Origin of the sequence: Acetobacterium sp., from assembly GCF_030652775.1 — a bacterium.
In the GTDB taxonomy this organism is placed as follows: domain Bacteria; phylum Bacillota; class Clostridia; order Eubacteriales; family Eubacteriaceae; genus Acetobacterium.
On the sequence record NZ_JAUSPS010000095.1, the window covers coordinates 40,362 to 64,509 of the forward strand.

A 24,148-nucleotide genomic window follows, 5' to 3' on the forward strand; every position below is an offset into this window, starting at 1 on the left:
CACCCTCCAAATTTACTCATTATTATCGGACAATTATAGCAAAATAGTCTTAATTTGAGTTTTATTTGATACCATAATTTCTATTAAAATGGCTTAATTTTCGACAACTGCAACAATTGCCGACTGGTTCAATTTATTACTTTGAATCCCTAAAATGTGATTCAGTACTAAAGCGATGGCTGCGAAAACAATGATCACAATAAAAGTTGAGCCATAACTGCCGCCTGAACTTTGTAGTAAATAACTTGAAATCATTGGTCCAATGATGGCCGCCGGTACCAGCAAGAAGTTGGATAAGCTGAAATTCAGCGGATAATTCTTAGAACCAAAGCTTGAATTGATAACAACGGAGGATAAGGCCGGTACCCCACCATAGGTAACCCCAACCGATAACAGACCGATGAATATGAAGATGACATTATTCATGGTTGCACCCATAAATAAGAAAACGCCTGCAACCAGCAGGAGAATGGTATTGGTTGCCATTGCTTTCCCTCTGCCGACTTTATCAAACAAGGTACCAATGACCACCCGACCGCCGCCATTAAATACTGAAACCAGCAGCCCTAATTGGGCTGGCGCCCCAAAGGCCACGGCGATGGTTGCGGCACTGCCGATAATCAGTAATCCTGATGCGGTAATCATAATCCCCCAGAAGAAATAGATCCAGAAAACTCCGGTTTTTAGCATTTCCCCAGCGGAATACTCTTTTTTCTGACTGCTTTGACCGGCAACAGCCACCGCTTTTTTAGGTGCAATTTCCGGTTTCTTAATAAAGAAGGAACCTAACGCCATCACTACTGCGCCCATAATGGCTAGATAGAAGAAGGTTTCCAATACTCCGACACTACCAATAAAAGAGCTGATCATGGTCCCGAGGATCAGTCCCCCCAGACCAAAACCCATTAGTAAAATCCCTGAAGCTAAACCGGCTTTTTCGGAAAACCAGGGCACGATGGCACTGATAATGGAATTGTAACCCATCCCAACTCCAGTTCCGCAGAGCACCCCATAAAAAACATACAACAGGATTAAACTTTGTCCCGGCTGAGTTGGATCGATTTTTGAGACGCCAAAGAAACCGATAAACAGCATCGCTGCCGCCATTAAAACAATGTATTGATTTTTAATGAAGCGGGTTAATTGCCCGCTGACAAAACCGCCAATACAAAAAAAGATAATTGAAATTGTAAAATTAAGTGATAAGTCCGTGACTGTCCATGTTTCAAAGAGCTTGTTCAGTGGTGCCCGAAAAATTGACCAGGCATACAATAATCCCAGAAACAACAGCATAATGGTCGCTACCGCCAGGTAGGCCCATCGTTTCAAATTCTCATTCTTCATCATTTCCCTCTGCTTCCAAAAATTTTCTTGCTTTATTGTATCAGCTTGCTAAAGTAAACACAATAACAATTACCAGTAATTGTTATGTCTCTTACTAGTTTTTATCATTCTACTGGACAGCTTGTTTTAAAAAGATTAAAATATAGCAAATGCTACTAACTAGAAGTAACAACAGGAGGAAACCATGGATTTATCATTTTTTATTGGACCGATACTAGGGGGCATTATCGGACTGATCACCAACGGCATCGCTATTCGGATGCTCTTTCGCCCCTTAAAAGCCATCAAAGTATTGGGATTGACCTTACCCTTCACCCCGGGCTTAATTCCCAAAGAAAAACCGCGCATCGCCAAATCACTGGGCGACGTGGTGGCCAACAATCTGCTCAATCAGGATGTCATCAAAAAAGGTCTGCTGTCCCCGGAAATGGACGATAAGATCACTGTCGCCGTCAATGGCCTGATCGCTAAAAAAAGTACCAGCGATGAAACCCTGCGGGAGCTGTTTTACTCGTTTTCCGGCGCAGAACGGGGTGAGCAGATCATCACTGATGTGACGACCAAAGTGGTCGGTTTTTCTTACGAGCGGATGGTCAAAATGGAATTGGGTCCGCTCTTATCGGAAATCGCCGTCACCGAAATTGTCAGCAATCTGCAGGGTTCAATGTTTGCGATGCTGATCAATGAAAACCTGATCAGTTCCGCCAAGGTTAAAATGTCTGAAATCATCGAACGGATGGTGGTTGAAAAAGGCGAGGCTATTCTCGATAACATCTTTGAAAAAGAAAGCACTAATCTGCTCGATAAACGTCTTTGTAATCTTTATATTGAGTATCAAGACCGCATTCCGGAATTTGTCGCCTGGGTTATTTCGACCTATCATCAGCTGATTGACAAAAACATCGGCGTCTTAATTCACGCCCTGGACTTATCAAAACTGGTTGAAGATCAGATCAACGGTTACGATGTCCTGACTTTTGAAAAAATGATTCTGGAAATCATGCGCAAAGAACTCAATGCGATTGTCTGGCTGGGCGGATTATTGGGCTGCATTATGGGCCTGGTGATGTCCTTTGTATAGGGCAGCAGAACTGGAATTTAAAAAGGAGCTAAAAATGACTAAAAAAGCAGAAATTAATTGGAACCAATTGGGCTTTGATTATATAAAAACGGATTATCGGTATCTGTCGTTCTGGAAAGAGGGGCAGTGGGATGATGGAGTTATGACTGAAGACAATGTCTTACATCTGGGCGAAGCGGCTCCCTGTCTGCACTATGGGCAGCAGTGCTTTGAAGGACTGAAGGCCTATCGGACCAAAGCTGGCGAGATTCAGTTGTTCCGGGTGGACCAGAATGCCAAACGCTTCCAGGATTCCTGCCAGCGGCTATTAATGCCGGTTATTCCTGATGAAACCTTTATCAAAGCCTGTATCGATGTGATTAAGGCCAACGAAGCCTACATTCCGCCCTATGGTACCGGCGGCTCGCTGTATATCCGCCCGATGATGATTGGGGTCGGCAACAGCATGGCCGTCAAACCGGCCAAGGAATATATCTTCACGGTTTTCTGTATGCCGGTGGGCGCCTATTTCAAGGGCGGCCTGACGCCAGTTAACTTTATGGTGTCGGACTATGATCGGGCGGCCTGTAACGGCACCGGTCAACAGAAGGTTGGCGGTAACTATGCGGCCTCAATGCTGGCTCATGAAATTGCTGTTAAAAAAGGCTATGCGGATTGCATTTATCTGGATCCCACCAGCCACACCAAAATCGAAGAGGTCGGGGCTGCCAATTTCTTTGGCATCACCAAAGACAACCGCTTTGTCACCCCGGATTCCCCCTCAATCTTACCCAGCATCACCAAATACTCGCTGCTTTATCTGGCCGAACATGTTTTGGGGATGGTTGTATCCGAAGAGGATGTTTTCCTTGACGAGCTGGATCAGTTTAGCGAAGCCGGCGCCTGCGGCACCGCCGCCGTGATCACCCCCATCGGCGGTATTTTCCATCACAACCGGCTACACGTTTTTTACAGCCAAACCGAAGTGGGCCCGGTGACCAAAAAGCTCTACGATACCCTCACCGCCATCCAACTAGGCGATCTGGCCGGTCCGGAAGGTTGGATTACTAAGCTATAAAGCGGTTTTGTCACTAAATATTTCAAACAAAAACGATGGATTTATTCCCCATCGTTTTTGTTTTATTTTTGCTGAGCTGGTCGTTTCTTCTTTTTCTTTTTACGGACCGAATAACCGAAGCTGCCGACTTTTTTGCCCAACCCAAAGTATTCGCCATGGACGTAGGCTAGTAGATCGGCCTGATCCAGATGGAGTTTGCCACCTTCATCAATCAGGGCTTCCTCAACATGAACGGCCAGAATCTCAGCCATAAACAGATCATGGGTACCCAGCGGAATGATTTCTTTGACCCGGCATTCCATACTTAAGGGACTAGCGGCCAGCATCGGGCTCTTTACCGTATCGCCGGGAATTGTGGTTAAACCCATTAGCTCAAATTTATTCATGTCCCGGCCGGAGCGCACCCCACAGAAATCAACGGCTTTGACCAGCGCCACGGTGGACAGATTGATGGTGAACTCCCGGGTGGCGGTGATGATTTCGTAGGATAGACGGCTGGGCCGCAGCGAAATATAGGTCATCGGCGGTTTGGTATTGAGAACCCCGGTCCATCCCACCGTTAAGATATTTTCTGATGCGGCCTCGCCACAGGTTACCAGTACCGGGGGCACCGGTGCCAGCAATACCGATCCCGGCCATTTTGTTTTACTCATTGCGTTTTCTCCTTTGTCTGCGATAGTACTATTATAGCAGTTTTGCCATAATTATGGCAGAAAATCGTCGTCAACCAAGCCCCGGGACCGCTGAAAAGAATCGATTAAACCATTTAAGTACAATTTTTCTTGCAATTTCTTTGCTAAGCCGATAGTATTATAATTAGAACAGACAGTGGACAGGAGAACTATGAAAACAGAATTATTATTTCTAATTAAGCGCCTATGTGATCTTGAAGAAGAATTCATGGAGCTGACTGAAGAAGAAAAAGAAATTGTCGTAACCACCGCCGAAAGCATGACCGGGAGTCTGGTCTTTTTATTGGAAGCGCTTGAAGATTATTCCATGAGCGGTTTTTATGACGAAGATTAAAGCAAACTGAAAACATCAAATAAGGAGGTAGTTCGATGAAAGTAGCCGCTTTTGTATCCAGTATGGTTGCCCTGGTAATGGGCGCCGCAGCTCTGACCTTAAGCATTATTGCCGTTTCAAAAACTGCCCGTTAGCGGCAAAAGAGCAACTCTTCAACAGAGTTGCTCTTTTTGGGTTACTCATTAACTATCGTACCGACCAATTATCAGTCAGTAAACTCGACGATGACCTGATCGATATCCCAGAGTGATTCAATTTTTTCGACCGCATCTTCTTTGATGGCGTTGGCAAACTGATGGGTTGCCGGCAAATCGATGACGATCCGAACCACGCCGCCCGTGATATCAATTTCCTTGACCAGATGGGTTGCTACCATATCCAGACCTTTGATCGGATTCATGACCTTCTTTAAGCGTTTTCGGACAATTTCTTCGGTAGTGACGACCTTTTCGGTTACCAGGCCGTGTTTTTCTTCATAATTCTGAATTGCCGAGCGCAATACCTCCACTGCCAACACCGAGCAATGAGCCTTGATTTTGGGCAGCCCGCCCAGGGCTTCTGAAGCTTCCTGCCAGGTAATATTTTTGGCTTCGTCAATGGTTTTGCCTTTGGCCAGTTCGGTAATAATCGAACCGGTGGCAATGTTTGAGGCACAGCCGTAGGATTCAAATTTGATATCATTGATCACCTTGGTTTCGGGATCAACCTTTAAATAGAGCGACACCATGTCGCCGCAGGCCGGACTGCCTTCGGTTGCTTTGCCATCCGGATCATCAATCCGCCCGGTATTTCGGGGATTCTTAAAATGTTCCAGGACCAGATCATTATAAGGACTTGCCATTGCTATTTCCTCCTATTCCTTTCCCAGGGGGCTGATTTTTCTCAGGTTCTCAACCACCTTTTTCAGCGTTCCCACCACAAAAATGACCTCTTCCATAGTATTGAAGCGTCCCACCGTCATCCGGATCGAGCCGTGGGCTCGTTCATGATCACCGCCGATGGCAGCAATCACGTGACTGGCTTCCAGGGAGCGGCTGAAACAGGCCGAGCCGGTGCTGACGGCGATGCCATACATGTCCAGATGCAGGGTTATCGATTCCCCCTCCACATAATGGAAGGTGATATTGACATTCTGGGGCGTCCGCTGCCGGGGATGACCGTTTAGGATAACATCGGGGATTTGCTCACCCACCAGTTCGGTGATTTTATCCCGCATCGCCGCCAGCCGGATGTTTTCATCCGCCGTCACCAGTTCCGCCGCTTTGGCAAATCCCACCGCCCCGGGAATATTATCCATCCCACCGCGGAGGTCAAACTCCTGGAAACCGCCATCCATTATTTTAGCCAGGGCGGTGCCTTTTCGCACATAAAGTCCGCCGATCCCCTTGGGACCATGCAGCGTATGAGCCGATACGGTGATCAGATCAACGGCGACGGCGGTCACATCCAGGGGCACCCGCATAAAGGTGTGGGTGGCATCGGTATGAAAGAGCACCCCCTGTTGATGGCAGATTTTGCCGATCGCATTGATATCCTGGAGGGTACCGATTTCCTGATTACCATGCTGAATTGAGACCAGAATGGTTTCCGGGCTGATCAGCGCCTGGAGTTTTTCCAGATCCACCAGACCATCGCCATCGACATCCAGATAATCGACGGTGAAGCCTTCTTTTTCCAGGGTTCTGGCGCTGTACAGCACCGGAAAGTCTTCAATTTTGGAAACGATCAGGTGTTTGCCTTTTTTTGTGCCCAAGGCTTTAGCAACCCCTTTTAATGCCAAATTGCTGGACTCGGCACTGCCCGAGGTAAAAATGAACTCCTGGCTGTTGGCGCCCAGGGTCTGAGCCAGTCGGGTTCTGGCATCATCCAAAGCTTCTTTCGCCTCAACGCCCAGCGAATAACCAAATTCCGAGGTCGCCACCGAGTAACGATCAAAATAAAGCGGTGTCATAACTTCCAGCACCTGCTCATCCAGCCGGGTGGCGGCGGCGTTATCCAAATAATACACTTTTTCCATGATTCCCCCCTTAGATAAACAAGGTAATGGCAGAATGTCGGGCTTCCTGAATATAGGTTCCGACGGCCCCGTAGTCGTCAATGATATCTTCGATCAGATCGGATCGTTTTAAACCCATGATGTCCATGGTCATTTCACAGGCGATGATTTTGCCTCCCAGCTCCTTGAAATCTGCCATCAGCCGTTCCAGGGAGGCGACATTGTTTTTCTTCATCCGTCCCAGCATCATCTTTTTTCCCAGGCCCAGAAAATGCATTTTCGATAAAGGACCTTTTTCCAGGCCGCCTTTTTTCAGCCGCAGCAATCCCCAGAAGGTGAAATACAGGGACACCTCCATCCCCATCGCCAGCGAGCCATTGGACACAATCAGAGCACTATACAGTTTATCCATATCACCGCTCTGAACAATAATTGTTGTTTTGTCCGCCATGAAAGAGCCTCCTTTACTTTTGTATTTTTATTTTCCAGATATCGTCCAGTTCTTCAATGCTGATGACTGCCAGAGACAATGCGTCGGCGGCCATCGGGATTTCTTTTTTCGAGGCGGCATTGTTCCCGGTAATCTCAATGACATCCCCAGGTTGCGCCTTTCTGACGGCTTTACGCATTTCTACCAAAGGAACCGGACAGGTCTCGCCTCTCACATCAACATAAATTTCTGCCATTATCTTGCCTCCTACTCAAATTTTGATTAACTGTCTGCTACTCTTTTTCCGTCGTTGTTTCTTTTTTCATACCCTTTTATTATCAACTTACTTGTGTATTTAATAGCAATCATAATAATAAGCATAAAAAAGCAGGCCTAGGGATCGTCCGGCGGCCTGCTGAGGTTGTCTGATATTAATTTTTATTTTTTATATACTCGATAAACTGGGTTGAATATGCCAGGGTCTCGGTGGGACAGCTGTCGACACAGTGACCGCAGCCGACGCAGCGCAACTCGGAAACCGGGCGGCCGGTGGCGGCACTGGTTTTTAAATCGATGAACATCGGACAGGAGGCATTGCAGCGGCCGCATTGGATGCAGTTGCTCTGATTGGTTGTTATTTGCTGACCAACCAGTTTGCCGAGCAGGCCCACCACCGTTCCCAGGGGACAATAGTGACAGTAGCCGCGACCGCTAAAGGCGACCCAGAAAAACATCGCCATCAACAACTCGGCCGAGAGATATTTATAGGTTTCGATTTTTGCCACCGCATCGCTGTTGATCAGTGGCAGGCCCAGCAGGTATAACACCCAGTAGGCGGTAAAACCCAGGGCGATTGCCAGAAACAGCCAGCGCAGAATGGCAAACAGTTTTAAACTGCGGGCCTTGACCTTTTTTCGGGAACCCAGTAAGGGCATCACCGGATCAAAAACCTCGCTGGCAAAACCATTAAACAGGCACAGCGTCGAGCACTGCCAGCGCCGGCCCAGCAGCAGGGTTCCGACCAGGACAACAATTGTGACAAGCAGATAAAAGAGCAGCGCCAACGAGATGCCGGTAAAGCCAAAGATCGGCAGGTATTTGAGATAAAAGGCGGTGTTGGGGTCCATCAGTTGCAAGGGGATGGTGGTCCAGGGCAGCGGCATCGCAAAAAAGTAGAGTTCCTGATTATTTAAAAATATCGGCCCGAAGATATGAACGACCAAAGCCATCACGATAAAACCGATCAGATTGCGCTTGCGCATCACGGTCCGTCGGGATGAGCGGATAATCCGCAGGGTCAGAAAGCTGCCCAGAACAATAAAACTGGTCTTGACCCAGTTTTCATAAAAACCCCACAGCCAGGTGATAAAGGCGGCCACTTCCGGGGTAGCCCGACTGACATAGCCAAAATTCAGCCCGGCAATGATCAGGCAGAGGATGATATACACCCACAGGATTGTTTTTAGTGCTTTTATCTCTCTGGAATTTTTGTGATTCGCCATGGCCCTTTTCTCCCTCATAAACTGCAATTTTTCCTTAATTATAAACTTCTTTCACGATAAACACAAGAATGGTCATAATGCTATTCTGTGTTGACATAAAAGCTGCTTGACTACTGAGGTGAAAATCGGTACGATAAGTTATAATTATAATTTAGTGATAAAATAAAAACAAGTGGAGGCAGCAAATGCGACGAGCAAATCGGGAAGTAACAGAACCAACGGAGCTTATTGAAATTATAAACGGCTGTAAGGTGTGCCGGCTGGCCATGGTTGACAATGACCAGCCCTATGTGGTGCCCCTGAATTTTGGCTATCGCCTGAACGATTCAGTCATTACTATCTTTCTGCACTGTGCTAAGGAAGGCCGAAAAATCGACATCCTGAAACAAAACAACCAGGTCTGTATTGAGATGGATCAGATGAAAGAACTGCTCTGCGGCGAAAAGGGTTGTGATTACAGCTGTTATTTTGAAAGTTTTATCGGCACCGGTCAGGCGGTTTTTCTTGACGATGCCGCAGCTAAGGCTCAGGCCTTAAAGGCGATAATGAAACAACAGACCGGCCGGGACGATTTCAGCTTTGAACAGCATGTCCTCAATCAGACCACCGTGATTGCGGTTGAACTTATCCGTTATTCGGGAAAACGACACTAATCGCTTCGCCGTCTGGTATCGGCCTGGATCAGTCGCTTTCGATATTTTCAGCTGTGATGATTTTAATCTCTGGGCCGGCCATTTCACTGGGGCTTGCCTGCGGATTTTTAGTGGCGATGAGAATGCCGCAGATAATCAGGCTCATCCCCAGCAAATGACTGAGCTGGATTTTTTCATTAAGCAGGATGGCGGCCAGGATAATGCTGCTGACCGGCACCACGCTGGTGAAAATCGCCGCATTGCTGGCTGCGACCTTCTCAATCCCCCGAAACCACAGGACATAAGAAATAAATGAGACAAAGACCCCGTAATAGCCAATACACAAAATCGTCTGGAGCGACATTTCCGCAAACGGATAGCCCCAGGCATCATTGATGGCAAAGGGCAATAAACAAATAAAGGCCATCCCCGCCACCAGGGTTGTCCGGTACACCGGGGACATCGGGATCACTGTTATTTTACTGAGCACCGAAAACAATCCCTCACCAGTAACGGCAATCAGAATCAGAAAGTTCCCCAGCACTGAGCTGTCAAGGGTTCCTTCTGAAAAATAGGTGTAGAGATTAATACAGAGCAATCCGATGATCACGAAAAGCAGACCGATGGCGTTGTTTTTCGCAATCTTCTCTTTTAATATCAAAAACGCCAGGATCACTACAATCGCCGGCCCCGAGCTGGAAATCAAACCGCTGTTTGCAGCTGAGGTCAGCTGCAAACCCCAGAAAATAAAGACCCGGTAGAGAACAATCCCGGCCAGAGCCTGACCCAGCAGCACCGTAACGGTTTTTTTATCCAACCGGTGGTGCTCTTTTTTGATGACAAAGGTGACCAGCAGCAAAAAGACTAGCCCGATCATGATCCCCAATTCGGTGGCCAAAAATACTGGGATCCTAGCCACCATCATTTTACTGACCACTACCGCACTGCCGGCGATTGCCATCGCCAGTGTCAAATCCAGATAGGCGTTTAATTTTTCTCCCATGAAAATCCTCTTTTCTCCTCGATATGGTTATGATAAAATCTTACCTGATCGATGTGGTTTGTAAAGAACCACTTATACGGTTTTTTCAGCAAACCACTTTAGGAGGAACTCAATGTGGATTAATATCGATAAAAAGAGTGACCGCCCCTTAATGCGACAACTTTATGATCAGATCAAACACCTGATTTTAGATGGCCGACTTGCCCCGACCGAGAAGCTGCCTTCAACCAGACAGCTGGCGGCTGATCTGGGGATATCCCGAAGCACCATTCTTAATGCCTACAATCAATTGATTGCCGAGGGCTACCTGCAAGGAAATCATGGTTCCGGTACGGTGGTCGCCAGCGGGATTGATGTTTTTTCCATCCCCCCGGAAATCTCTGTAAAAAAACGCCAGGCCACTGTAGCAGCAAAAAACCAACCCGCAACTGCAGTTATTGATTTCCAGTCCGGCGTCATTGATTCGTCCCAGTTTCCGCTGTCAGAGTGGAAAAAAGCCTATCAGCGCAGCCTGGATCAGGTTCCCGAAGCGGCTTTTCGTTATCATCCCAGTGCTGGGGTACTGAGCTTGCGCCAGACGATTGCCGACTATTTGCGGCGCACTAGGGGACTCGCTTGTGATCCTGACCAGATTATGATCGTCTCTGGTTCAACCCAAGGTCTGGCGCTGATCTCAGCTTTATTTCATGATCAGCAGCAAGCGGTACTGATTGAAGACCCCACCCATCCCGGATTGCGTAAGATTATTGAGCGTTCAAAACTCAATTTAATCGGGATTGCGGTGGATGATCAGGGTCTGGTGACGGATTTACTCGCCCCGCAGCCGGCCCCGGCCTTTATCTATACGACCCCTTCCCATCAATACCCGCTGGGCGGTATCCTGCCGATCCAACGCCGTCAGAAACTGATTCAATATGCCATTGCCAACGATGCTTATCTGCTGGAGGATGACTATGACAGCGAATTCCGCTTTGAAGGCCAGCCGGTATCATCACTGTATGAGCTAAGTCCTGACCGGGTCATTTACCTGGGGACCTTCAGCAAAATCCTCACCCCGGCCATTCGTCTGGGGTATCTGATTCTCCCGAAGCCACTCATTGCACCCTATCTGGAGCTTAAAAAATACTCCGATGTCCATACCGAAGCCCTTACCCAATACGCTCTGGCTGAATTTATTGACAGCGGCGGGCTGGAAAAGCATATCTGGAAGATGAAAAAAATCTATGCTAAAAAACGCCAGCACCTGATCGATGAGTTATCCCGCTGCTATCCGGATAAATTTGAAATTAAAGGCCACGCCGCCGGGCTTCACATGGTTGTCCATTTTAACGGCATTGTTTTTGACGCCCCGCAGATCAATCGCATCAACTCCCGACAGGTCCGAGTCTACCCCATCAACAACTACGTTTTTGGCAACAAGACGCCCTACTGCAGCGACATCCTCCTCGGCTACGCCCATCTAACCTTTGCCGAAATCACCACCGGCATCACCCGGCTCTGTACGGCCCTTCGACAACCGGAATCTTGAACACAAAAAAGACACTCACGCGAGTGTCCGAGGTTGTCGCTAAACTACCGTACCGACCAATTGTTAATCTGTTGTTCGCCGCGGAATCGGACAGGCTCTGCCGTGTCCGCTCCGATGCGTACAACATGATGTAACAATTGTCGGTACTGGGTTAGCTTTTTTGGCAGTCTGAAAGACACTCTTGCGAGTGTCTTTTTGTGATAGATTCGAAACTGGCTATTTTTCGACGGCATCGATGGCCGATTCGGCATCGTCAACGGTTTCCGTGGGGGTGTTTGGGGACAAGGTCATGAAAAAACCATCGGTTTGATCCATAAAAGCCGCAGCGCTATCGAAGCTGACATCGAGGAGATGGCCGCCCTTGCTGCGGTTATCGGAGATGAAATGGAAGTGGTAGCCTTTGACATTCAAGCCGCCGATATCTTCCGGGCACCACAAGCCGACCAGGGTTCCACTGATCTTTTCGTAGTCAAAGATGGACTGGTTTTTCACGGCTTCGGAAAGAACCGGATAAGGTTTTACCTGACTGGGGACCGAACGGGCTTTGATGGTGTTAAAGGTGCCATCAATCCGGAACACATAAAAGGCATTCGGATCGGTCATCAGTTTATCCAGTTCCTGCTCCAGGGCCGCCAGACTGGTGGTTGGGCCTAATGTCTTGGTCGCATCCTCATTAAAATAGGTGACGGCGGCAAAGGGGGTGGTGTCGGCATCCGGGACTTCCACCACTTCCCCGCTGGCTTTGACCTTGTAGACCGTATTGTCGATCATCACCAGCTCGCCGTCCAAAGCGTTGAAGGTGCCAATTCCCACATCGCCGTGCTGCTTTAATTCGCCAAAACTCATAAAGCCATCGTAATTCCCGGCCAGCAGGGAATTAATGGTCGACGCCTGGAAGAGGGTGTCTTCTTTTGCTGCGGCGACGTCGCTGCTGGTGTTTGTGGTTGCAGTGGCACACCCCCCCATCGTAACCACAGACAAGACCGATAAAACAATTGCAGTAATTTTTATTTTCATATAAGTTCCTTCTTTCATTGATAATAATTCACAAACTGCCCTGAGCTTCGCCATCGGTTTGCAGGTGCGACAGCAAATCTCTTTTGTTTAATGTTTATTTAATCTGCTCAAGCCAACCCTCTTGCAGGGATCCCAGCAGACAATGGTCGAACAAGGGGGCCCCGATTTTTGCCATGATCCGAGCGTTTGTCAGGTTGTCGCCATCGGCTTTATTGATAAAAAGAATCCGGGTAGCGGTTTTAGCCAGGGCATTGTTTAATTTATTGTCAATAAAAGCCTTAAGGGTCTGTAGTAAAACATCTTCATCAAAAATCGCTTGATCATTGTCCGATAATTCGGAGTTAGATAGTTCATTGTTATATAGTTCAGAGCGATGAAAGGTTTCCTCGTCAATTATCCGAAACAGGATCTCGGCTCCCATGACGTGAATCAGTTTGGTGGTGATTGGCGGAATGGATGGCTCATAGTCGAGATAAAATTTATACGGTTTTCGTTTTGACCCGTCGCCTTCGTTAATGATGACCAAGGGCACGATCGACCCTTTTAAAGTGATCAGCTCGGCTTCGGAAAACCCGGATATTTTCTGTCCATTTACTCTTTCTTTGCCAATCAGCCATTCTCGTTGGGGGTCTTTGGCAATCGCTTCGATCACTTCCGTCATATTGTCGCAGATCAGGCACTGCTGTTCTGGCACATCGGCGATGCAGATTTTTGCGGTTGTCGTCATCACATGGTTAAGCTTTCGGGTTGCTAGTTCCTTGCTGAGCGCAAACATCAGCGAGGTTTTCCCGCCGCCGCCAGTGATAGTAATAACATCATTTTCGGTGATGTTCAGATTATCTATAAGTTTCATCGCAATACTCCATCTCATTATTTAATTAGTCATTGGAAAGTTCATGAGCTTAACAATCCGCCTCCCGACGTATCCCACTCGATTAAATTTTACACCGCAATTCGCCCGGATACAATGGTAATTATCAGTTGTTTTGATTATAATGATGCTGTTTTTTTACTGCCGCTAATAAATCAACCACGCCAATGGTTCAGCGGCATTGACGGCGGTTTTAAGCAATGATAAAATGAAGCTGTGGTTGAGCTTAAGGCTTTTTTTCTACGGTAAAAGCCTTGCTGCCACAGAGGAGGCATTATGATTACATTTATTGTCGGACTATTTATTTTAATTTTGGGCGGTTTTATCTACGGCAAGCTGGTGGAAAAGGTATTTGCCCCGGATGACCGCCAAACGCCGGCCATCAGCCAGGCCGACGGGGTTGATTTTGTGGCCATGCCCAAATGGAAAAACCAGTTAATAGAGTTGCTTAACATTGCCGGGACCGGACCGGTGCTGGGACCAATCCAGGGGATTCTGTTCGGCCCGCTGGCGTTTATCACGATCCCGATTGGCTGTGTTCTGGCCGGGGCCGTTCATGATTACCTCAACGGTATGATCTCGATCCGAAACGGCGGCGCCCAGATGCCCCGGATGGTTGGCAAGTATCTGGGGCCAAAGGTCAAACGTTTTTATACCCTGGTGTTGTGGTTGCTGCTTTTTCTGGTGGGGGTTGTTTTTATCTATACTCCCGGCGATCTGATCACCAAGGATATCCTGAATAAGGATGCCGGCGCCCAGAACGCCACCATCTGGATCGTCTATGCGGTTATATTTGGTTATTATTTAATCGCCACCTTTTTCCCTATCGATAAAATAATCGGTCGGGTCTATCCGATTTTCGGGGCCATTCTGATTCTCTCGGCGCTGGGAGTTTTTGCCGGCATCTTGATGGATGGCGGAGTCAATCTCCAGAACCTGTCCTGGTCAACCCTGCCCCAGCATCCCCTGGGTCAGCAATTTATTCCGGTCTTCTTTATTACCGTCGCCTGCGGGATTCTTTCCGGCTTCCACGGCAGTCAGTCGACCCTGATTTCCCGAACTGTTACCTCAGAAAAAGAGGGTCGTGCGACCTTTTACAACATGATGATCCTGGAAGGCTTTATTGCCATGTGTTGGGCTGCCGGAGCGATGGTTCTCTTTAATCGCGGCGTCGATTTAAGCACTGGCGCCACTGCCATGGTGGGCCTGATCTCCCGGGAATTCCTGGGACCGATTGGCGCCTTCTTTGCTATTCTCGGGGTCATTGTGCTACCGATTACTTCCGGCGACACCGCTTTTCGATCGTTGCGGCTGATGGTGGGCGAAGCCTTTAATATTGATCAGACCGTCATCCAAAAACGGCTGCTGACGACTCTGGGGATCTTTATCCCGGCGATTGTGATTCTTATTTTTGCTAAGACCGCACCCAATGGTTTTAACCTGCTGTGGCAGTATTTTGGTTTTACCAACCAGTTTGTGGCGATCTTCGCCCTGGCGATGGCGGCGGTTTATTTAAAAACTGAGCAAAAAACAATCTGGCTGGCGCTGCTCCCAGGGATGTTTTACACCTTTATCGTAATCAGTTATATCTGCCATGCGCCGATTGGTCTGGGTCTCGAACCCCGTCTGGGTCCCTTGGTGGGCATCGACCCCAACAGTTATATCCTCTCCTATCTGATAGGTGCCGCTGCGGCCATTCTCTATCTAGTGCTGGTCATAAAGCAGAGCCGGCGCAGTCTGGATAAGATTAAACTGTAATTTCAGAATAACATATTTATAAAAACGCCGTCATCATCAATTCCAATGATGACGGCGTTTTTATAGTACTTTTTTAGCTGAGTTATCCAAATTTCAAAGGTCTGCCAAATCACTAACCCTAATTACATCACTGCAACCCGATTACGACCCTTTTCCTTGGCCTGATATAGCGCTGTATCAGCCCGGGAAACAATGGTTTCCGGAGAACTGTCGGTTTTGAACGCTGAAACTCCGAGGCTGATGGTCACCTGACCGGCCTTTGTAAAAGGATTCATTTCAACCGCCTTTCGCAAGCGCTCAGCCATCACTGTAGCTTCCTCCAAACGGGTATCGGGCAGAATAATCAGAAACTCTTCCCCCCCCAACGCCCCACTACATCCAGGCTGCGGACATTTTCATTGAGGACAGCGACCAATTCAATCAGAACCCTATCCCCCACCTGATGACCGTAGGTATCATTGACCAGCTTGAAATGATCAATATCCAGAATGATAATGGAAAATGACGATAAGTTGGTTTTTGACCATTCAAATTGCTGTTCCAGGGTTTCGTCCAGTTTCAAGCGATTGAAGCTCTGGGTCAGTTTGTCAGTTATTGACAGTCGCCGGATTTCTTCCTCCATCAGCTTGCGTTCGCTAATATCCCGACTTACTCCCAGCATCCCAATAAAACGGCCATCTTCGCTGTAAATGCCGGAAACCGTAGCTTCGGTCCAGACGGTGGTGCCATCTTTACAGGGTTGTTCGAGCTCTCCCCGAAAAACCTGAAAAGGCAGATCGTTCTGAACCGACCGGATCGCTCGAGCCAGACCCTCCTGCATATGAATCAGAGATTCCGGACACAAGACCTCTTCCTGAGACTGAACCATGACTTCTTCCACCGTATACCCCCGGAGCTTTTCTACTGACGGGCTGATATAAGAGAAACGTCCTTCAAGATCCATGGTCCAGATGACATCCTCAGCATTGTCGGCCAGCAGGCGATGTCGTTCTTCACTCTGCTTAAGTTTCGCTTCAATAACTTTGAGTTCGGTGATATCCCGAATCACGCTGAGGGTATGGGGAATGCCTTCAATGATAATTATTTTTGATGAAACCAGACCAATATGCTTATCATTCTCTTTTCCATAAAAAGAAAACTCCAGATTCTCGACAAAACCATCCGTTTCAAGTTTTTTAATAAAGGTTTCCCGTTGGCTGCGCTCAATATAAAGATCACAGATATTAAATGAACCGACTGTTAAATCGTCATCGGAGAATTTGGTGGCTTCCATAAAAGCTCGATTATAGGCCATCAAGGTGCCGTCGGCGATTTTTGTAATCACGGTTGCGTCCGGGATGGTCTGAAATACCATTTCAAAATGGGAGCGGGCTTCCTCTAATTCATGGATTGAAGATTCCAGTTTTTCTGCCATACTGTTAAAGGCATCCGAAAAATCGCCGAGAAAATGAACCCGCTGGGAAAAATCCCCAGAAGCAATGGTTTTTGTTATCCAAGTCAGGTTCCGAAGGGAAGCCTGCAGACTTTTCATGGCTCCCAGTACATAGCCCTTACCTTTTATATCATGAGACAGATTACCGTTTCCCAATGCTGCCGATGCCGCTCTGATGGTCTTAATGGTTTGCTCAACCTCTAAAAAGGTGTCATCATCACTGATATTTTCAGGGGGAACCGCTCTGACTCGAAGGTCATTAAGTAAGGATTTAAAATACTCTAAAATTGACTGTGCATCTTTATTGATCATATCCGTTTTGTCCGCTCCCTTCCATTAAGGCTGTCTAGTTATTTCATTTTTAATCTTCTTCTATTATTAATTAGGGCTTGTTTCCCACTACGGATTGACTGCTTTGGCACTGAAACGGCAGGTTCGATCCCCGGTACACCAGCAATCAATCTCTTTGACAATAAAGGGTTTTCCGGAAAAATTTTCTAGCAGTGCCGAAATAAAACCTTCATCATAGGTACAGATTTCATAGCCTTGCTCCGGCAATCCCGAACAATCCAGATCTTCTGAGACAGTCAGAGTTAATTCACCTTTTTCCATGTCTGCTTGTTCGACCCTAAGAATGCCCATGCCTAACTCTCTCATTACGGCCTTCAGCTGATTGACAAAATTATTGAGATCATCATTTTTTGTGATCATATGTTGATAAAATGCGCTTCCCGCCAGTTTTCCGGCCTCATAAAATATTTCATCAGTTTCTTGCACACCGACATGTTTTTCGATGATATCTCTGAATGTAAATTGCATCAGCCGATACACTTCGACCCGGGTGACATTGCCCAGATTAGGACGCCCCGCACCAATATCCCCCAGCAGATCCCAGGAAAACTCGTATTTTCTTTCCAATGATGATCCCCTCCGATTCATGATCTTTTTTGCTTAGTATCTTGTTATTTCGTCAACAGTAAATTGATATTATCTTTTTATTTTACCACGTTGACCCGGGGGATTGTCAAGGAGCTTTAATTTTCAACATTCTTATTTCATCAACAAGGCCTGTTTTTTTGATGATAAAATGGACGGGATTTTTTTGAAAACGATTCTTACGAAAGTTGACTTGACAATTAAAATTTCTTTCGATAAAATAGATAGCATGCTAAGTATTGGAGAAGTGATGAGAAGAGAAACCTTTAATTTTGGAAGATCCGTGAAACAATTGAACAACATTATGGAAATGCGATTCAATCATTCTTTGAAACAATGGGATCTGACCTCGTCCCAGTTTTCAGTGATTATATATCTCTTACACAATCAGGATCGGGAGGTCAACCAGAAGATGATCGAAGACGCCTTCCTCCTCAAAGGACCTACGGTTACCGGCATTGTCAAGCGCCTGGTCGAGAAGGATTTTATCCGGCGGCGGCCAGATTGTCAGGATCGGCGGATTAATTATCTTGAGCTGACCGACAATGGACAAGCTCTGGAGTCGCTGGTCTGTAAGGAGATCACCCGTCTGGAAACTGATACCCTCCGGGGGATTTCCGCCGAGCATATTGACCTGCTGGAAGATCTCCTGAATCAGGTCTTGAAAAACATCACCTGCCCTACCCCTACTGCTGATCAGAACTGAAGTCAAACTCAATACCTGGCAAACGCACACTAAAATTTATGGTGATCAGATCACTATGATTCAACGAAAGGAATTTTTATGAAAAACGATTTATTTGAAAAGTACCCCATTCCCAAGGCAGTTATGACCCTAGCCATTCCTACCATGCTGAGCATGCTGGTGACGATTGTCTATAACATGGCCGATACCTACTTTGTGGGACAAACGGGAGATCCCAACCAGGTGGCAGCAGTCACCCTGACGATGCCGATCTTTTTTCTATTGATGGCCTTCGGCAATATTTTCGGCATCGGCGGCGGTTCTTATATCTCGCGGCTGCTAGGCGAGCGGAAAATCACTGATATTAAACACACCTCTTCCTTCGCCTTCTATGGCTCGATTGCGCTGGGTCTGGTCGGGATGGTGGTGTTCCTGGTCTTTACGGATCCGATTCTTTGGATTGCGGGAGCCAGCACCAATACCATCGGTTTTGCCAAGGACTATTTAATCATTATTGCTTATGGCGCCGTAGCCATCAGCCTGCAGAATTCACTCGCCCAGATTGTCCGGTCAGTCGGTGCCGCCAAAGAATCGATGATTGGGATGATGATCGGAACCATCGTCAACATCATTCTGGATCCGATTATGATTCTGGGTATGGGCATGGGCGTGGCCGGGGCTGCCTGGGCTACGGTGATTGGAAATATCTGCGCCGTGCTTTACTTTATTTACTATATTTTCAAACACAGCGATGTGCTCTCCATCGCCCCCAAAGATTTCCGGATGGAGGATGCCATCGCTAAAAACACCTTTGCCATCGGGATTCCGGCCTCGATTAATAATATTTTGATGAGTTTTTCAATGATTATGCTGAACAGTTTTGCTTCAGCTTATGGCGATACGGTCATTGCCGCCCTGGGTGTTTCCGGCCGGGTCTTCTCGATCGTGGTAATGCTGGCGCTGGGGTTGGGCATGGGGATTCAGCCTTTTATCGGCTACAATTATGCCCAAAAAAACTATAAACGGATGAATGATGCGATCAAATTTACCGCTATTGTTGGAATGATTATGGGTACCGTGGTGATGATCTTCGCCATCATTTTTGCCACTCAGATCATAACCTTCTTTATCAATGACACTGATGTCATTGCCATCGGCGCAACGATGCTGATTATTCAAATGCTGGTCAGCCCGTTTCTGGGTCTCCAATTTATTGTCACTACCGTCTATCAGTCTTTAGGCAAGGCCATTCCTTCCCTAATCCTGACGGTTTGCCGACAGGGTTTGGCGTTTATCCCGATTCTGATTATCGGCACATCGTTGTTTCAGCTCCAGGGCATCATCTGGGCTCAACCGCTGGCCGATGTCGTTTCGATTATCCTGGCAGTTTCGATGTACACCGTCACCTACCGTAAACTGCAAGCCAGTAATGCCAAGCCCGTTTCTCTAGCTATGGAAGATGGACTGGTCTAACAAACACAAAAGCATCCTTTAAATAGAGGGTGCTTTTTTTACGGTTATAAATGGATGATCACTGCTAATCCGGGTATAACATCTATATCAAATTTAAAAGGGGGTTAACCCATGATTATTCTTGTCTTGAATTGTGGAAGTTCGTCGGTGAAATTTCAAGTTTGTCGGATGCCAGAATATCAGGTTCTTGTTAAAGGATCGATCGGAAAGATCGGCTACTCCGATGCCGAATTTAAACTAAAAATCAAAGATCATGTCCAAATCCTGGAAACGCTACCCATTAAAGATCACGAAAGCGGTATTAATCTGATTCTAAACACCTTAAAATCCAGAGAAAATTCGTTAGGATTTGCCCTCACTGATCTGGCGGCTGTCGGCCATCGAGTGGTTCAGGGTGGTGAACAATGCAATAATTCCATTCCCATTACACCAGCTATCATTGATTATATCGAAAGCATTAAGGATCTGGCGCCACTGCACAACCCCCATCACCTGTCTGGTATTTACGCCTGTGCCAAACTGCTGCCGGGTATTCCCCAGATTGCGGCATTTGACAATGGCTTCCATATGACCCTGCCCCGCCATGCCTATTTGTATGCCCTGCCTCTAGAGCTCACCGAAAAATATAAAATCCGTCGCTACGGGTTTCATGGGATCGCTTTCCGGAGCATGGTTGCCCAGGCTGAAAAATTTCTACCAAAGGGTCATGAAGGCTATCGAATTGTCAACATGATGCTGGGTAGCGGCACCACCGCCAATGCGGTTTATTATGGCACATCAATTGACGTGAGTACCGGCTTCACACCCCAGGAAGGCCTGATCCAGTCGACCCGGGCCGGCGATATGGATGCTGCCGCATTGCTTTATTTAATGAAGAAAGAAAATATGTCCTTAAGTGATGCCGACACCATGATCAATAAAAAGAGTGGCTGGCTGGGATTATCTGGAATGGGAAATGACATGCGCGATATTTATGAAGCTTCTTTAACTGGAAATCAGCGCGCCATCGACACCATTGCCACCGTCTGCCACCGCTTTCGTAAATATATTGGAGCGTATGCGGCTGAAATGGGAGGTCTCGATCTACTTATCTTTTCCGGCGGAGTCGGTGAAAATGCCTGGTATATCCGGGAAGCCGTCTGTGTCGGCCTGGAATTTATGGGGATCGTATTGGATCCTCATAAAAACCGGGAGCTGTCTGGAGAAGGGTTGATCAGCACGGCGAGTTCTGCCGTTCAGATCCTCGTGGTCAGTGCCAATGAAGAAAAGATAATCGCCGAAGACACCTTTGGCATCCTCGACGACAGTGATTAATTGGTTCCATAACTAACGGATGATAACCCTTATCGGGTTCCCATGGCTTTTTTCGCTTCAATCGCTCGCAGCCGATGTTCGGTGTGGAGCATGCCGATGTTGGTGGTCATGACGTTGCTGGCAGTGGCAGGGTAGTCTAAAAAGATGGCGATGGTCACGGCCAGGGCCAGTCCTTCCATGGGTATTCCCAAGAGGTTGAAAACGATCGTAAACAGAAAGGCACCCATCCCCGGGGAGGGCGGCACGGCCACCGAGAGGATCATACAGAGAATCAACACTGGGATCATATCCGGCAGCGAAAAGCTGATCCCATAAATATTACCGACGAACAGGGCCGTCAGTAGCAACATCGGAATAGCATCCTGCTTATTGAACAGCACTCCCACCGGGATCGAGAAATGAACCACATAGTTGCGGATTTTCTGCTTGCCCAGCGCAGTTGCTGTATGACTGGCAAAGGTGGCACTGGAGCTGGCGGTAGATAGCGCAATCAGCAGGAATGGGGCAGCTGACTTCAAATAGGCCAGGGGGCTGATTTTTTGAGTAACCACAACACTCAACAGCATCACCAGATCGATGATCAGGAAGGAGCCGAGCAACAGCGCAATCAGCCCAAAGGCCCCCAGTAGGGCGGCGCCCTCTCCAGAGATCATCATGTTCAGGATACTGATAAAGACCACCCCTGGCATCAGGGCGCAGACGGCATCCAAAATGGTCGAAAAAATCAGATTGCCTTCGGTGATAATCCGGGTAAAGTTGGGAAACCGCCCCTTTAAAGTGAGCATCACAATCCCGCCGATAATCGCCAGAAACATAATCTGCAACGTATTGCCGTCGAGAAATGGCTGGAGAATATTAGTGGGAATGATCCCAAAGACCATCTCCCCGATCTGATTCCACAGATCACCCTGACCTCCCTGACTGACGGATCCGCTGCCGCCCAGCAAAAAAAACTGAGCCATCGCTAGAGATACCACCGAGGCCAATAGAATAACCACCATCGACCAGGTCAGCAACAGCCGGAAAATCCGCTTCATTTGAGCCAGGTTATCCATATTAAAAATACTGCCGATGGCCGAGAAAAACAGCACTGGAATGACGATGGCGTTAAGGAAGCCAAAAAAGGTGCTACTGATAGGGGTCAGAATGCCAGTACCAATCTGCTTGCCCAGATCCGGCGCCACCGACAGGAAAACAAGCCCCGAGAGGATCGCCCCTACCAGTGCGATGGCGGTGGTTAGTGCCGGGTTCAGCGGTTTTTGTTTAAGGGTGTATGAGACATTATTACAGCCTTTTTCATAGGAGTAGGTGACTGACGAAAGACCAATTAAAATATTTTGACCGATCCGGTTGTAGTCATCGTCCTGATCGTCGGATGTTTCCGGTAGAGTCAGCGGGTTTTCGGGATCACTCCAATAGTTCAGGGTCAGTGTAATAGTCTTAAAGCGTTTCTGAATGGACAATTCAAAACTGGCCTTATCGTCAGCCTGCACCGCCCAATAGACAATGGCTTCTTCTACAAAGAGCTGGGCTTTCATATTGTCGGTTTTGGGACACTTGTATTGGTGCAGCATCTCCCGAACAAAAGCATTGGCTTCGTCGAGGCTGGACAATTGTAGCGGTAAAATCCTTTTTATTTCCATGGTTCCCCCTTATGCTATATATCTTAGGACTGCGGTCTTTAAGAACCATGCCACTGCTATTTGCGGACTCGGGATATATCTGAATTTCCGAGAATGAACAGAGGTTGTCGCACAAATAACACAGGATACAGTCGTACCCTGTGTTATTCACGTTGATGGAAAATTGTTATCATCATCAAATGGTGACCGTGTTAATTTAAGATTACCACTATTATACCACTTGATTCATTCTGCCGTCATCATAATTTAACTGCCAACCTACTCCAAATTTATCAACCAGAGATCCGTAAACCTTGCTCCAGAAGGTCTCCTGGAGTTCCATTTCGACCGTACCCCCGTCTTTTAATTTATAATAGAGAACTTCAATCTCATCCAGGTCGTCACTGAATATCACCAAAGTCATTTTATCCCTTTGAAGATCCGGGGATTTAGAGGGTATGTCCGAAAGCAGTACTCGGGTATCATCCGACTCCAGATCAGCCCGAATCACCACTTTGTCGGATCGATCCTGCTCAACCGCTTCCTGCTCGGGAAGCATTTCACCAAACAAGATGATTTCCGGGATATCAGTGCCAAATATATCGGCATAGAATTCCACAGCTTCCTGACAATTTCCATTAAAACTAAGATAGGGTTGTATCTGCATTTCTACACTCCTTTTTTCGTTGCATGCGAACCTTACGCTCAAGGCTTTTGGGGTTCGCTCCAATCATTCTGTTTTAATCAATTTTACAGAACCATGACACTCTGTTACACTGTATAGCCCATTTTTTACGATTTAAACGGTTTCGGGTAAATTTTTCGCAACTTTCTGTAAAATAAATTTGACCAAATGCAAATCTGCTGTTATTGTTATAAGGGCTGTAAATGCGGCGCTATTTTTGTTCATTTCTGTCCGGTTGCAGGCAACACCGAACAGGACCCTGCAATCTGTATGTTAAAAGGGAGGATTTGTTATGAGTATACTATTTTTAATTATCGGGCTGGTTTTATTAGTCAAGGGCGCCGATTTTTTTGTGGAGGGTTCATCCTCCATTGCTAAGCGGTTTAACATCCCCACGATGGTCATCGGTTTGACCTTGGTGGCCTTTGGTACCAGTGCCCCGGAACTGGCAGTCAGTGTTTCAGGATCACTTAACCAGGCCAACGGGATTGTCTTCGGGAACGTGGTCGGTTCCAATATTGTCAATGTCCTCTTTATCCTGGGGATCTCGGCTTTTATTACCCCTATCAGTATCAAGTCAAAAACAATTTTTAAAGAGATGCCCTTTGCCATTCTAACCACCGTCGCTTTGATGTTGATGGTCATGGATGGATTGATCAATGGTGATCCGATCAGTGTCGTTTCCCGTTCTGAAGGATGGATTCTGCTGTTATTTTTTGCCATTTATCTATATTCCATGGTTGAAATCGCCATTCT

Annotated in this window: 23 protein-coding genes and 1 pseudogene; 10 read left to right on the forward strand and 14 right to left on the reverse strand. The window is 47.2% G+C overall.

Annotated features, from left to right (window positions below):
• Positions 1 to 93: 93 nt before the first annotated feature.
• Complete coding sequence (locus Q7J41_RS16645) at positions 94 to 1,347, reverse strand: MFS transporter (RefSeq protein ID WP_304889563.1); 1,254 nt, start codon at positions 1,345 to 1,347, stop codon at positions 94 to 96.
• Positions 1,348 to 1,528: 181 nt separating this feature from the next.
• Between Q7J41_RS16645 and Q7J41_RS16650 the strand changes: the two genes are divergently transcribed.
• Both Q7J41_RS16650 and Q7J41_RS16655 read left to right on the forward strand, forming a co-directional pair.
• Complete coding sequence (locus tag Q7J41_RS16650; protein ID WP_304889564.1) at positions 1,529 to 2,425, forward strand: DUF445 domain-containing protein; 897 nt, start codon at positions 1,529 to 1,531, stop codon at positions 2,423 to 2,425.
• A gap of 10 nt (positions 2,426 to 2,435) precedes the next feature.
• Positions 2,436 to 3,482 (forward strand): branched-chain amino acid aminotransferase, encoded by a 1,047-nt coding sequence (locus Q7J41_RS16655; RefSeq protein ID WP_304889587.1) that lies wholly within the window; start codon positions 2,436 to 2,438, stop codon positions 3,480 to 3,482.
• Positions 3,483 to 3,544: 62 nt separating this feature from the next.
• Here Q7J41_RS16655 and Q7J41_RS16660 read toward each other — a convergent pair whose 3' ends face one another.
• Positions 3,545 to 4,135 carry a flavin reductase family protein gene (locus tag Q7J41_RS16660; protein WP_304889565.1) on the reverse strand — a complete coding sequence of 197 codons (591 nt, stop codon included), beginning with the start codon at positions 4,133 to 4,135 and terminating at the stop codon, positions 3,545 to 3,547.
• A gap of 190 nt (positions 4,136 to 4,325) precedes the next feature.
• On the opposite strand from Q7J41_RS16660, the gene Q7J41_RS16665 reads away from it, so the two are divergent.
• Positions 4,326 to 4,508, forward strand: a complete 183-nt coding sequence (locus Q7J41_RS16665) for a hypothetical protein (protein ID WP_026393241.1) — start codon at positions 4,326 to 4,328, stop codon at positions 4,506 to 4,508.
• Positions 4,509 to 4,713: 205 nt separating this feature from the next.
• Here Q7J41_RS16665 and Q7J41_RS16670 read toward each other — a convergent pair whose 3' ends face one another.
• The 5 genes from Q7J41_RS16670 to Q7J41_RS16690 form a co-directional block, all read right to left on the reverse strand.
• Positions 4,714 to 5,349, reverse strand: coding sequence for an iron-sulfur cluster assembly scaffold protein (locus tag Q7J41_RS16670; protein ID WP_304889566.1), 636 nt, complete (start codon positions 5,347 to 5,349; stop codon positions 4,714 to 4,716).
• 12 nt (positions 5,350 to 5,361) lie between these two features.
• Complete coding sequence (locus tag Q7J41_RS16675; RefSeq protein WP_304889567.1) at positions 5,362 to 6,525, reverse strand: cysteine desulfurase family protein; 1,164 nt, start codon at positions 6,523 to 6,525, stop codon at positions 5,362 to 5,364.
• Positions 6,526 to 6,535: 10 nt separating this feature from the next.
• Positions 6,536 to 6,955, reverse strand: a complete 420-nt coding sequence (locus Q7J41_RS16680; RefSeq protein ID WP_304889568.1) for a DsrE/DsrF/DrsH-like family protein — start codon at positions 6,953 to 6,955, stop codon at positions 6,536 to 6,538.
• Positions 6,956 to 6,968: 13 nt separating this feature from the next.
• Positions 6,969 to 7,190: a sulfurtransferase TusA family protein gene (locus Q7J41_RS16685; protein WP_304889569.1), complete on the reverse strand. Its 222-nt coding sequence runs from the start codon at positions 7,188 to 7,190 to the stop codon at positions 6,969 to 6,971.
• A 175-nt stretch (positions 7,191 to 7,365) separates the two neighbouring features.
• Entirely contained in the window at positions 7,366 to 8,436 is a 1,071-nt protein-coding gene (locus Q7J41_RS16690) for a 4Fe-4S binding protein (protein WP_304889570.1), read from the reverse strand.
• A 185-nt stretch (positions 8,437 to 8,621) separates the two neighbouring features.
• On the opposite strand from Q7J41_RS16690, the gene Q7J41_RS16695 reads away from it, so the two are divergent.
• On the forward strand, positions 8,622 to 9,089 hold the full coding sequence (locus tag Q7J41_RS16695; protein WP_304889571.1) for a pyridoxamine 5'-phosphate oxidase family protein: 468 nt from the start codon (positions 8,622 to 8,624) through the stop codon (positions 9,087 to 9,089).
• 28 nt (positions 9,090 to 9,117) lie between these two features.
• On the opposite strand, the gene Q7J41_RS16700 is transcribed toward Q7J41_RS16695, so the two are convergent.
• Positions 9,118 to 10,071 carry a DMT family transporter gene (locus Q7J41_RS16700; protein ID WP_304889572.1) on the reverse strand — a complete coding sequence of 318 codons (954 nt, stop codon included), beginning with the start codon at positions 10,069 to 10,071 and terminating at the stop codon, positions 9,118 to 9,120.
• Between the two features lie 112 nt (positions 10,072 to 10,183).
• Here Q7J41_RS16700 and Q7J41_RS16705 point away from each other — a divergent pair, with 112 nt between their 5' ends.
• Positions 10,184 to 11,599, forward strand: coding sequence for a PLP-dependent aminotransferase family protein (locus Q7J41_RS16705; protein WP_304889573.1), 1,416 nt, complete (start codon positions 10,184 to 10,186; stop codon positions 11,597 to 11,599).
• Positions 11,600 to 11,815: 216 nt separating this feature from the next.
• On the opposite strand, the gene budA is transcribed toward Q7J41_RS16705, so the two are convergent.
• Both budA and yqeC read right to left on the reverse strand, forming a co-directional pair.
• Positions 11,816 to 12,616, reverse strand: a complete 801-nt coding sequence (gene budA / locus Q7J41_RS16710) for an acetolactate decarboxylase (protein ID WP_304889574.1) — start codon at positions 12,614 to 12,616, stop codon at positions 11,816 to 11,818.
• Between the two features lie 94 nt (positions 12,617 to 12,710).
• The gene (gene yqeC, locus Q7J41_RS16715; protein WP_304889575.1) at positions 12,711 to 13,469 is read right to left on the reverse strand and encodes a selenium cofactor biosynthesis protein YqeC; all 759 of its coding nucleotides are present in this window, start codon (positions 13,467 to 13,469) and stop codon (positions 12,711 to 12,713) included.
• Positions 13,470 to 13,763: 294 nt separating this feature from the next.
• Between yqeC and Q7J41_RS16720 the strand changes: the two genes are divergently transcribed.
• Positions 13,764 to 15,245: a carbon starvation protein A gene (locus tag Q7J41_RS16720; protein WP_304889576.1), complete on the forward strand. Its 1,482-nt coding sequence runs from the start codon at positions 13,764 to 13,766 to the stop codon at positions 15,243 to 15,245.
• A gap of 122 nt (positions 15,246 to 15,367) precedes the next feature.
• Here Q7J41_RS16720 and Q7J41_RS16730 read toward each other — a convergent pair.
• Positions 15,368 to 16,989 (reverse strand): annotated as a pseudogene (locus Q7J41_RS16730) (diguanylate cyclase).
• Positions 16,990 to 17,076: 87 nt separating this feature from the next.
• The gene (locus Q7J41_RS16735; protein ID WP_304889579.1) at positions 17,077 to 17,595 is read right to left on the reverse strand and encodes a V4R domain-containing protein; all 519 of its coding nucleotides are present in this window, start codon (positions 17,593 to 17,595) and stop codon (positions 17,077 to 17,079) included.
• A gap of 268 nt (positions 17,596 to 17,863) precedes the next feature.
• Between Q7J41_RS16735 and Q7J41_RS16740 the strand changes: the two genes are divergently transcribed.
• From Q7J41_RS16740 to Q7J41_RS16750, 3 genes are all read left to right on the forward strand, one after another.
• Entirely contained in the window at positions 17,864 to 18,319 is a 456-nt protein-coding gene (locus Q7J41_RS16740; RefSeq protein WP_304889580.1) for a MarR family winged helix-turn-helix transcriptional regulator, read from the forward strand.
• A gap of 78 nt (positions 18,320 to 18,397) precedes the next feature.
• Complete coding sequence (locus tag Q7J41_RS16745) at positions 18,398 to 19,771, forward strand: MATE family efflux transporter (protein WP_304889581.1); 1,374 nt, start codon at positions 18,398 to 18,400, stop codon at positions 19,769 to 19,771.
• Positions 19,772 to 19,882: 111 nt separating this feature from the next.
• Positions 19,883 to 21,085, forward strand: a complete 1,203-nt coding sequence (locus tag Q7J41_RS16750) for an acetate/propionate family kinase (RefSeq protein ID WP_304889582.1) — start codon at positions 19,883 to 19,885, stop codon at positions 21,083 to 21,085.
• Positions 21,086 to 21,114: 29 nt separating this feature from the next.
• On the opposite strand, the gene Q7J41_RS16755 is transcribed toward Q7J41_RS16750, so the two are convergent.
• Together Q7J41_RS16755 and Q7J41_RS16760 are read right to left on the reverse strand one after the other, a co-directional pair.
• Positions 21,115 to 22,728 carry a dicarboxylate/amino acid:cation symporter gene (locus Q7J41_RS16755; RefSeq protein WP_304889583.1) on the reverse strand — a complete coding sequence of 538 codons (1,614 nt, stop codon included), beginning with the start codon at positions 22,726 to 22,728 and terminating at the stop codon, positions 21,115 to 21,117.
• Positions 22,729 to 22,939: 211 nt separating this feature from the next.
• Complete coding sequence (locus Q7J41_RS16760) at positions 22,940 to 23,374, reverse strand: VOC family protein (protein ID WP_304889584.1); 435 nt, start codon at positions 23,372 to 23,374, stop codon at positions 22,940 to 22,942.
• A gap of 310 nt (positions 23,375 to 23,684) precedes the next feature.
• On the opposite strand from Q7J41_RS16760, the gene Q7J41_RS16765 reads away from it, so the two are divergent.
• On the forward strand, positions 23,685 to 24,148 hold a 464-nt coding region (locus tag Q7J41_RS16765), incomplete at its 3' end, for a sodium:calcium antiporter (RefSeq protein ID WP_370651033.1).